The sequence below is a fragment of the Streptomyces sp. JNUCC 63 genome, from assembly GCF_054366325.1.
The window spans coordinates 5,055,367-5,067,362 of record NZ_CM135963.1 but is presented as its reverse complement, the minus strand read 5'-3'; the positions used below and the strand labels follow the sequence as shown (position 1 = coordinate 5,067,362).

At 71.7% G+C, this 11,996-nt stretch carries 9 protein-coding genes; 4 read left to right on the top strand and 5 right to left on the bottom strand.

Going from position 1 to position 11,996, the window contains the following annotated elements:
- Window positions 1-8: 8 nt before the first annotated feature.
- Window positions 9-749, bottom strand: a complete 741-nt coding sequence (gene fabG / locus ACX25U_RS23330) for a 3-oxoacyl-ACP reductase FabG (protein ID WP_454394465.1) — start codon at window positions 747-749, stop codon at window positions 9-11.
- Between the two features lie 109 nt (window positions 750-858).
- On the opposite strand from fabG, the gene ACX25U_RS23325 reads away from it, so the two are divergent.
- Window positions 859-3,129 (top strand): multicopper oxidase family protein, encoded by a 2,271-nt coding sequence (locus ACX25U_RS23325; RefSeq protein WP_454382840.1) that lies wholly within the window; start codon window positions 859-861, stop codon window positions 3,127-3,129.
- Here ACX25U_RS23325 and ACX25U_RS23320 read toward each other — a convergent pair.
- Complete coding sequence (locus ACX25U_RS23320; RefSeq protein ID WP_454382838.1) at window positions 3,090-4,217, bottom strand: acyltransferase domain-containing protein; 1,128 nt, start codon at window positions 4,215-4,217, stop codon at window positions 3,090-3,092. The genes ACX25U_RS23325 and ACX25U_RS23320 overlap by 40 nt on opposite strands.
- Before the next feature lie 96 nt (window positions 4,218-4,313).
- On the opposite strand from ACX25U_RS23320, the gene ACX25U_RS23315 reads away from it, so the two are divergent.
- The gene (locus ACX25U_RS23315; protein ID WP_454382837.1) at window positions 4,314-5,912 is read left to right on the top strand and encodes an acyl-CoA carboxylase subunit beta; all 1,599 of its coding nucleotides are present in this window, start codon (window positions 4,314-4,316) and stop codon (window positions 5,910-5,912) included.
- A 186-nt stretch (window positions 5,913-6,098) separates the two neighbouring features.
- On the opposite strand, the gene ACX25U_RS23310 is transcribed toward ACX25U_RS23315, so the two are convergent.
- On the bottom strand, window positions 6,099-6,359 hold the full coding sequence (locus tag ACX25U_RS23310; protein ID WP_454382835.1) for a hypothetical protein: 261 nt from the start codon (window positions 6,357-6,359) through the stop codon (window positions 6,099-6,101).
- A 105-nt stretch (window positions 6,360-6,464) separates the two neighbouring features.
- Here ACX25U_RS23310 and ACX25U_RS23305 point away from each other — a divergent pair, with 105 nt between their 5' ends.
- On the top strand, window positions 6,465-6,872 hold the full coding sequence (locus tag ACX25U_RS23305) for an ATP-binding protein (RefSeq protein WP_454382834.1): 408 nt from the start codon (window positions 6,465-6,467) through the stop codon (window positions 6,870-6,872).
- A 931-nt stretch (window positions 6,873-7,803) separates the two neighbouring features.
- Here the strand turns inward: ACX25U_RS23305 and ACX25U_RS23300 are convergent.
- A complete protein-coding gene (locus ACX25U_RS23300; protein ID WP_454382833.1) occupies window positions 7,804-9,012 on the bottom strand; it encodes an MFS transporter in 1,209 nt (402 codons plus the stop codon).
- Between the two features lie 183 nt (window positions 9,013-9,195).
- A complete protein-coding gene (locus tag ACX25U_RS23295; RefSeq protein ID WP_454382831.1) occupies window positions 9,196-10,257 on the bottom strand; it encodes a LacI family DNA-binding transcriptional regulator in 1,062 nt (353 codons plus the stop codon).
- A gap of 415 nt (window positions 10,258-10,672) precedes the next feature.
- On the opposite strand from ACX25U_RS23295, the gene ACX25U_RS23290 reads away from it, so the two are divergent.
- A complete protein-coding gene (locus tag ACX25U_RS23290; RefSeq protein WP_454382830.1) occupies window positions 10,673-11,995 on the top strand; it encodes an ABC transporter substrate-binding protein in 1,323 nt (440 codons plus the stop codon).
- Window position 11,996: the final 1 nt, after the last annotated feature.

Sequence of the window (11,996 nt, the reverse complement as noted above, 5' to 3'; positions counted from 1 at the left end):
CCGCCCCCTCACAGCGATATCCCGCCGTCGATCTGCACCACTTGGCCCGTGATGTAGTCGGCGGCGTCGGACAGCAGGAACGCGACCAGCGCGGCGACGGACTCCGCGGTGCCGAAGCGGCCCATGGCGACCTTCCCCACGGCGGCCTCGCGGGCTTTGGCCGTCATGCCGTCCAGCATGTCGGTCTCGATGAACCCGGGCGCCACCGCGTTGACCCGCACCCCGTAGGGCGCGACCTCCTTCGCGAGCGCGCGGGTGAGGCCGTTCAGCCCCGCCTTGGCGGTCGCGTAGTTGGTCTGCCCCGGGTTGCCGTACACACCGATGACCGACGACACGTTCACGATCGCGCCGGCCCTGCGGGTGATCAGACCGCGCAGCACCGCGCGGCTGACGTTGAAGGTCCCGTCCAGACTGGTGCCGACCACGGCGGTCCAGTCCCGTGCCGACATCAGCGCCATCGGGCGGTCCCGCAGCACACCGGCGGAGTTGACGACCGCATACGGCGGGCCCAGCTTCTCCTCCGCCTCGCCGGTGAACCGGCGGACGGATTCGGCGTCGGTGACGTCACAGACGGCGTGGTGGACGGCGGCCCCGGCCTCCTCGACGAGACGGACCGTCTCCAGGGCCGCCTCGTCGGCGGACCGGGAGCAGAACGCGATGTCATGGCCCTCCTGTGCCAGCCGGACCGCGATCGCGCGGCCGATGCCCCGCGACCCGCCCGTGACCAGCGCACAACGCCTTTCCCCCATCATGTGGCCCTTTCTGCCGCTCACCTCGGCCGGGCGGCTGCCACGGCCGGGGCGAGCATGGTCGAGCCGCCTCGAGGGAGGCTCGACGGACGCGCGCCACGCTGACCGCATGGTGGAGAACCTCTATGAACAGAACGTGCTGTGGGCCGTGCTGGCAGCCGTCTTCTGGGGCTTCGCGGCACGCGGCGCGCGGCTCCTGGCGTTCCGCGGCACAGCCCGCTCGATCCGGCGCAGGGCCCGGCTCGGCCTGGTCCTGCTGTGTGTCTGCCTGCTGGTGCTCGCGCTGCGGGTCGCCCTCGCCCTCGCGCTCGCCGGGGCCGCGGGGTGGTGGGCGGCCGACGACTTCGTGCTGTTCGCGGCCGTGCCGCCGGCGTCGGCCGCCGTCGCGGTCGTGGCGCTCGCGGTGCCCGCCTACTGGCGGCTGGCCCGCACGGGGGCGGACGACCCGGTGCGCACAGACGCGGACGACCCGGTACGCACAGACGCGGATCACTCGGTACGCACGGACGCGGACGCGGAGGAGACCGCGCTGCGCCGCGCGGCCGCTCGGCCCCGGCTGGTCGTCCCGGTCCGGGCCTGCTTCGTCGCCGTCCTCGCCGGTGCGCTGCTCACGCTGCATCCGCCCGCCCCGCCGTACGCGGGCCTGCTCGTGCTGGAGGTGGCGGTGCTGGCCGTGGCCTCGGGCGCGCTGCTCCTGCGCCAGCAGTCACGCCGGACCGCCATGGACTCCCCCGGCTGGCGGCCGCCCACCCGGGCCAGGCGCCTGTTGCGCTCCACCGCCGTGGTGACCTGCGCCGCCGTGCTGTCCGTCGGCGGCTGCACGTTCATGGCCCAGCAGAGCCGGCTGCCGGGCCGGACGGACGGCTCCCACCACCTGCACGCGTACGACGCGGGCGGCGGCCCGGCGGCCGGACAGGCACCCGCACGCGATCTCACCACCCTCACGGGGCCACGGACCGGCGAACCGGACCGGCGCTTCACTCTCACCGCGACCGAGCGCACCCTGCGCCTCGCCTCGGGCGAGACGGTGGCGGCCCTCGCCTTCAACGGACAGCTCCCCGGCCCTGAACTCCGGGTACGCAAGGGTGAATTGGTGGAGGTGGTCCTGGTCAACCAGAACGTCGAGGACGGCGTCACGGTGCACTGGCACGGCGTGGACGTGTCCAATGCCGAGGACGGCGTGGCCGGTGTCACGCAGGACGCCGTACGGCCGGGCGAACGCCATGTGTACCGCTTCCGGCCGGACCGTGCGGGCACCTTCTGGTACCACTCGCACCAGCAGTCCAGTACGGCGGTGGCACGCGGCCTGTTCGGCGCGCTGATCGTGGAGGAGCCCGGCGCGCGGCCGGCGGGCCTGGACCGGACCGTCGTCGCGCACGCCTGGTCCGTCGACGGCGCGAACGGCCGGACCGCCGGACCGCCGCGGGGAGGCGGAGGCGGCGCGCTCAGCGGCCGGAACGGGCGACTCGGCGGCCCGATGCGCACCGCGTTCGGCGACGACACCCGGGCGCGGCGCGAGAAGGTGCCCGCCGGAACATCGGTCCGGCTGCGCCTGGTCAACGCCGACAACTGCCCCCGTACCTACTCGGTCGCCGGTACCGCCTTCAAGGTCGTCGCGATCGACGGCAACGACGTGTCCGGCCCCACGGACGTCGAGGGACGGCGGCTGCGCGTCGCGGGCGGCGGCCGGTACGACGTCACCTTCCGTCAGCCGGCCGGACCCGTGCAGCTGACCGTGGTCGGCGACGCCAACGCCGTGGGCGCGAACGGCGGTTTCGAGGGCTGCGGCGAGGACGGGGCGTACGGAGAGGGCAGGACGGAAACGGCGTCGCTGCTGCTGGACCCCACCGGCGCCGCGAAGCCCCCGGCCGCCGTCACCGGCCCGCTGTTCGACCCGCTGCACTACGGTTCCCGCGCCGGCACGCCCTTCGGCCACGGCACGGCGTACGACCGGGACTTCCGCCTCGTGCTCGGCAACAGCTTCGGGTTCTTCGACGGCAGCCCGATGGTGCTGTGGACCGTCAACAACGCCGTCCATCCCGACATCCCCGCCCTGCTCGTACGGGAGGGGGACCGGGTGCGCACCACCTTCGTCAACCGGAGCCTCGACGACCATCCGATGCATCTGCACGGCCACCGCATGCTCGTCCTCTCCAGGAACGGCGAGCGGGCGACAGGCAGTCCGTGGTGGACCGACACGCTGAACGTGGCGCCGGGCGAGCGGTACGAGGTCGCGTTCACGGCCGACAACCCCGGCCTGTGGATGGACCACTGCCACAACCTCGACCACGCCCGCGACGGAATGGTGCTGCACCTGGCCTACGACGGCGTGAGCACCCCCTACGAGGCGGGCAGCTCCACCGGCAACCTTCCGGAGTGACCGTCCCGGGGCTCCGGGGAGTTCCGGGACTCCTGGGACTTCGGGGAGTTCCGGGACTCCTGGGACTTCGGGGACTCCTGGGGCCCTACGGGTTCCCGGGGGTCCCGCCCCGCCTCCGCCAGCAGCCGCTCGCGCGCCGCGCGCACGCTCCGCCGGTCCTCCTCGGGCCCCCGGGCCCGAGGAGGCAGCGTGGTGACCACCGCGCTGCGGCCCGCACGCACGGCCTCGTGCCCCCGGGCCAGCACCGCGAGGGTCTGCGACGGGCCCGCCTCGACCAGCAGCCGGTCGTCGTCCCGCAACACCCGCTCCAGCGTCTGCCAGAACATCACCGGAGCCGTCGGCTGCACCGCCCAGAACGCGGGGTCGGCCGTTTCCTCCGGGCCGAGCGGCCGCGCGGTGTAGGCGGAGTAGACCGGGACACGCGGCGGGCACGGACGCAAGCCGCGGATCAGCGCCTCGGTCCGGTCCACGACGGGCGCCAGCGCCGGGCTGTGGTACGGACTCCGCGTCGCGAGCCGTCTGCAGGTCCTGCCGTCGGCCGCCAGCCTCCGCGCCACCGCGCGCAGCGGCTCCTCCGGGCCGGAGAGCACCGTGTGCCGTGGAGCGTTCACCGCGCCCACCACCACACCGTCCCGCAGGTATCCGGTCAGCTCCTCAGGGGCCGCCGCCACCGCGAGCATCCCGCCCGCCGGGGTGTCACGCTGCAGCAGGACGCGCTCCCACAGCAGCCCGACCGCGTCCTCCAGCCCGAACACCCCGGCGAGCACGGTCGCGGTGAACTCGCCCATGCTGTGCCCGAGATAGGCGTCCGGGCGGACGCCCCAGCTCTCGACCAGACGTCCCATGGCGTAGTTCACGGCGAACAGCAGGGGTGCGGAGCGCGTGTCGGCGTCCAGCGGCTCGGCCGGCTCGTCGGCCAGCCAGTCGGACCGTATGGCCTCGCCCTCCGGGCCGAGCAGGGCCAGGACCGTGTCGACCGCCTCTGTGAAGACCGGCTCGTGCCCATGGAGCCCGGCCGCCATCCGCGCGTGCTGCGCCCCCGTGCCCGGGAACATCAGGACGACGGAGCGCCGTTGAAGGTGAGTCATGGGCCAAGGCTGGACGGCCCGGGTCGAGCCGCTCTCCACCCCTTCGTACAGAGACCGTTGAGCCTGCCTTGAGCGGGCTCGCGCACGCTGGCGTCCATGAGCGTTGTCGAGAAGGAGCCGCCGATACCGGCGGCTGTCGGGGGCGGCCACCTGCGTGACCGTGCCGCCGAGCTCGCCGAGCTGCACGAAAGCGTGCGCCGCGGCCCGAGCGAGCGGGCGACCGAGGCGCAGCACGCCAAGGGGAAGCTGACCGCGCGCGAGCGCGTCTCGCTGCTCTTCGACGACGGTACGTTCACCGAGATCGAAGAGCTGCGGCGGCACCGGGCCACCGGCTTCGGCCTGGAGGACCGCCGTCCGCACACGGACGGCGTCGTCACCGGCTGGGGACGGGTCTACGGCCGCACCGTGTTCGCGTACGCTCACGATTTCCGGATCTTCGGCGGTGCCCTGGGGGAGGCCCACGCGGAGAAGATCCACAAGCTGATGGACCTGGCGGAGGCCGCCGGTGCCCCGGTCGTCGGCCTGTGCGACGGTGCCGGAGCCAGGATCCAGGAGGGCGTCACCGCGCTCGCCGGCTACGGCGGCATCTTCTCCCGCAACGTCCGCAACTCCGGGGTCCTCCCGCAGATCAGCGTGATCCTGGGGCCGTGCGCCGGCGGCGCCGCCTACTCCCCGGCGCTGACCGACTTCGTCTTCATGGTCCGTGGCAGCGCGCAGATGTTCATCACCGGGCCCGACGTGGTGCAGGCGGTGACCGGCGAGGTCATCTCGCACGACGCGCTCGGCGGCGCCGACACCCACGCATCGGTCTCCGGCGTGGCCCACTTCGCGTACGACGACGAGGAGTCCTGCCTCGAGGACGTTCGCTACCTGTTGTCACTGCTGCCGTCCAACAACCGCGAGCTTCCCCCGGCGGAGCCCGCCACCGACCCGGCGGACCGCCGCACCGAGGCGCTGCTCGACCTGGTCCCGGCAGACCCCGGCCGGGCGTACGACATGCGGCCGGTGATCGCGGAGATCGTCGACGACGGCGACTTCTTCGAGATCCAGGAGGCCTGGGCGACCAACATCGTCTGCGCCCTGTCGCGCCTGGACGGCCAGGTGGTCGGCATCGTCGCCAACCAGCCCGCCTCGTACGCGGGGGTGCTGGACATCCATGCGTCGGAAAAAGCCGCCCGCTTCGTCCAGACCTGCGACTCGTTCAACATCCCACTGGTCACCCTCGTCGACGTCCCCGGTTTCCTGCCCGGCGTGGACCAGGAGCACGGCGGCATCATCCGCCACGGCGCCAAGCTGCTCTACGCCTACTGCAACGCCACGGTGCCGCGTGTCCAGCTGATCCTGCGCAAGGCGTACGGCGGGGCCTACATCGTCATGGACTCCCGGTCCATCGGCACGGACGTGTCCCTGGCCTGGCCCAGCAACGAGATCGCTGTGATGGGGGCCGAGGGAGCGGCGAACGTCGTCTTCCGGCGTGAGATCGCGAACGCGCCGGACCCGGAGGCGACCCGCGCGCGCCTGGTCAAGGAGTACCGCGCGGAGCTGATGCACCCGTACTACGCGGCCGAACGCGGTCTCGTGGACAGCGTGATCGATCCGGCGGAGACCCGGAGCCGGCTCATCGGGGCCCTGGAGATGCTCCGCACCAAGCACGCCCCCCTCCCCAGCCGCAAACACGGAAACCAGCCCCAGTGAGCAGACTCCGCCCCGGACCCGATGATGGGCCCACGCCTCCCGGCAGGGCGTGAAGAGAACTCTCGGCCGGCGCTCCGATGTCAGCCATCCACTGCCTCGACACGAAAACGTGCGCTCGGCCAACGCCCCGAAGACAGACGGAGTCGTGCCTTCGGGGTGTCGGCAGCTTCCCCGTCAGTCTCCGCTTCAGGACTTCGCGGCGGCGACTTCTCGTACCCGGCCGGCAAGCCCCCTCACCGCGCGGGTCTTGGCGTACGGGGCGAGATCCGCGTGTTCCAGGTCCTCATGACCGCCTCGGGCGGCGTCCAGCGCCACCAGGGCGTCCAGGCCGCTGCGGAGACGGATCACGTCGGAGGTGCCGACAGAGGTCGGTCGCGAGTCCGCGATGGGCACCACGACGGCGGCGGCTGTACCGGTGGTGGCGGTGAGGGAGTTCCTGCGCCTCACGGGAGACTCCGGTTCGCTGGTGGGGCGTCTTGCCGCAGGCGGGCGGAAGCCCAGCTCTTCGGCCCCGCACAGGAATACTGCCTCCGATGCTTCCCGCTGACGCGGATGAGGCCAACGGGTCTTTCCAGTCAGCCGGTTCCGGACCGTCCGGGTCTCGAGGCGAGCGCCGAGGTCGCCCGCAAGCTCGTACGGACGGCCCTGGCCGCATGGCACCTGGAGGAGCTGACGGACACCGCGATACTGCTCGTCTCGGAACTGGTGGCCAATGCGGTCAAGCACACCGACAGCCGCGTGATCCGGATCGTCGTCTCCCGGCCGAGCGAGCAGTTCGTGAGGACCGGCGTGGTCGACAAGGCCCACGTTCTGCCGGAGATGACCAAGCCGGGCGACGACCTGCTCACCAGCGGCCGTGGGCTCCTCCTGGTCGACGCCCTCGCCGAACGCTGGGGAACCGACCTGTTCCGTTGGGGCAAACAGGTCTGGGCCGAGCTGGTCAGCGAGCCGGCCCAGTGACCGGGGGAAGCCCAAGTCATCGTGGCGCGCCTGGACCACGGGGCTCGCCCCAAGGCCCATCTGCCCCATCAGTTCCTCGAACGCCTCCTGCCAGCGGGCAGGGTCCACGCTGCGACCTGCGGCCGCCGCTTGATCGTTTGTCTTCACACACCGATGATCAGAGACGGCCGCGCCTCCGCCCAACGGCAAGGCCCTCCTCGACCGGCATGGTCACACGCCGCGGGGCTCCCCCGGCATGCGAAGGACGCCCCGGGCGGCAACGGCCGCCCGGAGGTGTGCGGCCATCTCGGCCGCCTCCTTCGGTGGCACGGACAGGACCCCGTTCTCGGTCATCAGGGCGTGGAACTGCTGCTGCTCGTAGGGGACACCACCCGGCGGGGCGCGATCTTCCGGGGGCTCATGACACCCACCCTGCTGAAAAGGGTGAGCACCCGGCAAGTGAATGTAACTCACGCACTCAAATGAGCGGCATGTGAACACTGGAGGCCGGAATGCTCCCCCTTTTCAGAGGGGTATGTGCCTCCTGGCCGGGCGTCGCGGGGTCGTGTCCCACGACGTGGTGCAGGCGATCAAGCCCTTCACGTTCCGGCACGAGGTCCATGGCGATCTCCGGGGAAGCGGCAGCCCGCGAAGTGTCCCGTTGGGACGGGTCGGACACTCGATCCGGCGAAGCCAACCGTCCCCCACCTGCAGATTCCGGCGCCTTGATCCCCTGCACCACCTGGCGGGACACCATCCGAGGCAGTGCGCGAACTGTTGGCGCACGGCGCCGGTACCGGCCTTCGTGAGGATCACGGCGCGGGCCGCTCTCCCCTGGAGTGGACGGTCAACGGGCCCCATCCCGAAACCGTCGCTCTTCTCCGGCGCGGCGGGCAGCCGCAGACGTCCACGGAGTGGAGGCCGCCTGGGCCGTCCGGCAACCTCCCCGCCGTCAGGGCCGTTTGGTTCGCATGACGGCCAGCAGCACCACGGCAAGGGCCTGGATGGCCACGACCACCGTGATCAGCGTGGGGATCGAGTAGCCGTACAGACCGCCGGTCAGCGCGCCACCGGCCAGACTCGCCGCGCCGACGACGCCGGCGAACAGCCCGTACGCGGTCGCCCGCCGCCCGCTGGGTACCAGATCCGCGACCGTGGCACGCAGGGTGGACTCCTGGATGCCCATGGCCGCCCCCCACACCAGCGCCCCGGTCACCGCCACCGCGAGCGTGTCGGTGAACGCCAGCACCACCACACCCGCGGTCAGCACGGGCAGGGCGATCAGAACCCGGGGACCGTGCCGGTCGTACAGCCAGCCCGTGGCCAGGGCGGCGACGGCGTCCACGGCCATCGCCGCCGCGTACAGCACCGGCACCCACACGGCGGCGAGCAGATGCCGCTCGACCAGGTGGTAGGAGAGCACGCCGAAGGTGGCGAACCCGGTCGTGGTGGCCGCCGTGAAGGCGGCGTAGGTCCAGAACGCCGCCGGGAGACGTCCGCCCGGGGCGTCCGGCGGCACCGACGACGTGGCCGGCGCGTCTCGTTCGTAGGCCTCCGGGTCCGGTACCCGGGAGCGCAGCCACACCAGCAGTGCGAGCACCGCGATGCCGGGTACGGCGAGCATGCCGAGCGCCGGTCCGTAGTCGCCCCCGGTCAGCGCGAGCACGCCGGCCACGAGCAGCGGGCCGACCAGAGCGCCGACCTGGTCCAAGGCCTCGTGCACGGCGAAACCGCGGCCGCGCCCGGTGGCGGCCGTGGCGTGCGAGAGGAGTGTGTCCTTCGCCGGGGAGCGCACCGCCTTGCCGACCCGCTCGGCGATCACCAGGGCGCAGGCCGCCCACAGCGTGCCGACCACGCCCAGCAGCGGCACGGACACCACGGTGAGGACGTATCCGGCGATCGCCAGGCCCCAGAAGCGGCGGGTGCGGTCGGCCAGCGGGCCGGAGACCAGGCGCAGCCCCAGCGCCGCCGCCTCACCGGCACCGGTGACGAACCCGACGACCAGGGAGGACGCTCCCAGTGAGGCCAGCAGCGGACCCGTGACCGAGCGGGCGCCCTCGTAGACGAAGTCGGCGAGCAGGCTGACCGTGCCGAACCACACCACGAACCGCCACGGCCGCATCCCGGACGATGCCCCGGCCGCCGTTCCCTCAGTCGTCACCGCATCAGGGTGCCTCCAAATGCCGAGGGAATCACGTGCGGGTTCGAAGGTCCTCGGAGGTCCGCGGAACCGGACCTCCGGGGGACGACAACGACCCTGGGAACCCGCTGCCGGGAGACAGCCCGGCAAAAGGAGAGCGAGAGTCCAGCAGACTGCCGATCTTTCGCCACACCGGGTCGCCCGCTACGACGACGTCCGCACCACCAGCTCCGTAGGCAGCACCGCCTGCCGCCGTTCCAGGCCCCGGGACGCGGCCGGGCGGCGGTCCGCGATCTCGGCGAGGAGGAGGTCGATCATCGCGCGGCCCATCTCCTCTATGGGCTGGCGGACGCTGGTCAGGGGCGGGTCCATGTGGCGGGCGATGGCGGAGTCGTCGTATCCGACGAGGGACACGTCGTCGGGGATGCGGCGGCCCGCCTCGCGCAGCACCTGCCGGGCACCGGCCGCCGTGACGTCCGAGGCGGCGAAGACGGCGTCCAGGTCGGGGCGGTGGGCGAGCAGACGGGCCATCGCGCGACGGCCGCCCTCCTCGGTGAAGTCACCCTCAGCAACCAGGAGTTCGTCGGCCTCCCGGCCCGCGTCCCGCAGCGCGTCGCGGTAGCCGTCCACGCGGCGCTGGGCGCCGTAGACGTCCATGTGGCCGGTGATGTGGGCGATGGTGCGGCGGCCCTGGGCCAGCAGGTGCTCCACCGCCGAGCGGGCACCGCCGTAGTTGTCGGAGTCCACCGAGGTCAGGGTCTCGCCCGCCGAGCGCGGGCCGCTGATCACCGCCGGGATCTCCAGCTGGGCCAGCATGTCCGGCAGGGGGTCGTCCGCGTGCACCGAGACCAGCAGGACGCCGTCCACCCGGTGGGCCGCCAGGTACTGCGCCAGCCGCTGCCGCTTCCGGTCGCTGCCGGCGAAGATCAGCAGCAGCTGCATCTCCGTGTCCGACAGTCCGGCGCCCACGCCCCGCAACATGTCCGAGAAGTACGGCTCGGCGAAGAAGCGGGTCTCCGGTTCGGGGACGACCAGGGCGATCGCGTCCGTGCGGTTGGCGGCCAGGGCGCGGGCGGCCGTGTTGGGGACGTAGCCGAGTTCGGCGACCGCCGCCTCCACCGCGGCGCGGGTGGCGTCGCTGACCCGGGGCGAGCCGTTGATCACCCGGGAGACGGTTCCGCGGCCGACGCCGGCCCGTGCGGCGACCTCTTCGAGGGTCGGCCGACCGCCGCTCCGGCCCCGTGCTCCGTGGCCTGCGCCTGCCATTGGCTCCGCCCTTCCGCCGTCAAAACCGCTTTGGCCTGGAATCTAACAGTCATCCTTGAACGGGGGTCGTCCCCGGGGTCGCCCCCGAGGACGGTTCCGGGGGCAGTCGTTCCGGTTCCGCCCGCGGCCTCGCGCGACCGTCCGGACGGGTCGGCCCCTCCCTCCCGGAAGGCCAACCTCCCGATTTCCCGCGTTAGTTAACAGGCCGATAACTGAACGAATTTGTCCTCGCTCACACCCTTGACACCCCCGCTCGAACCCGCAACTCTTCAACACATCACTTGTGGGAGCGCTCCCACAGTACCTGACACATACACAACCCGCACGTTCCCCGCCCGAGCCGCAGCGAGCACACAACGGGCCCAACCATGCAGTTGGCCGGGGGGTCGGCACGTCAGGGCAACAGGAGGACGCAATGCGAGCACGATTTTCCACCTCCCGCAAGGCGGTGGTCCTGGCGGCAGCCGCGTCGCTGGGCGCCGGGCTGCTGGCCGGCTGCTCCAAGGACAGCGGAGAGAAGGCCGGCTCGCCGAACGACGGCGGCAGTGGCAAGACCACGATCACGATGGGGCTCTTCGGCACCATGGGCTTCAAGGAGGCCGGCCTCTACGCCGAGTACGAGAAGCTGCACCCCGGCATCAAGATCCAGGAAAACGTCGTCGAGCGGAACGAGAACTACTACCCGGCGCTCGTCAACCACCTCACCACCAACAGCGGCCTGATGGACGTCCAGGCCATCGAGGTCGGCAACATCGCCGAGGTCGTCGCCACCCAGGCGGGCAAGTTCGAGGACCTGTCCAAGGCCCCGGGCGTGGACAAGAGCAACTGGCTGAACTGGAAGTGGGAGCAGGCCGCCACCAAGGACGGCCAGGTCATCGGCCTCGGCACCGACATCGGCCCGATGGCGATCTGCTACCGCAAGGACCTCTACCAGCAGGCCGGACTGCCCACCGACCGCGAAGAGGTCGGCAAGCTGTGGGCGGGCGACTGGAACAAGTTCCTCCAGGTGGGCGATGACTACAAGAAGAAGGCGCCCTCGGGCACCTACTTCATGGACTCCCCCGGTGGCCTGATCAACGCGATCCTCGCCAGCGAGAAGGAGAAGTTCTACGACTCCTCCGGCGAGGTCATCTACAAGACGAACCCCGCCGTCAAGGCCGCCTTCGACCTGACCTCCAAGGCCGCCGAGAAGGGTCTGGTCCAGCCGCAGACCCAGTTCCAGCCGGCCTGGGACCAGACGATCGCGAACAGCAAGTTCGCCACCGTCTCCTGCCCGCCCTGGATGCTCGGCACCATCAAGGGCAAGGCGAAGCCGGACGCGGCCGGCAAGTGGGACGTCGCCGTGCCGCCCAAGGGCGGCAACTGGGGCGGCTCCTTCCTGGGCGTGCCCAAGAGCGGCAAGCACGTGAAGGAGGCGACGGAGTTCATCACCTGGCTGACGGCTCCCGAGCAGCAGGCGAAGCTGTTCGCCGTCCAGGGCAGCTTCCCGAGCGCGCCGGCCGCCTACAGCAGCTCCGAGGTCACCGGCGGGAAGAACGAGATGACCGGTGACGCGCCCATCGGCAAGATCTTCGCCGAGGCCGCCAACACCATCCCGCTCCAGCCGATCGGCCCGAAGGACCAGATCATCCAGCAGGGCCTGACGGACAACGGCGTCATCCTCGTGACGAAGGGCAAGTCGCCCGCCGAGGCGTGGAAGACGGCCACCAAGACCATCGACAACAACCTGGAGAAGTGAC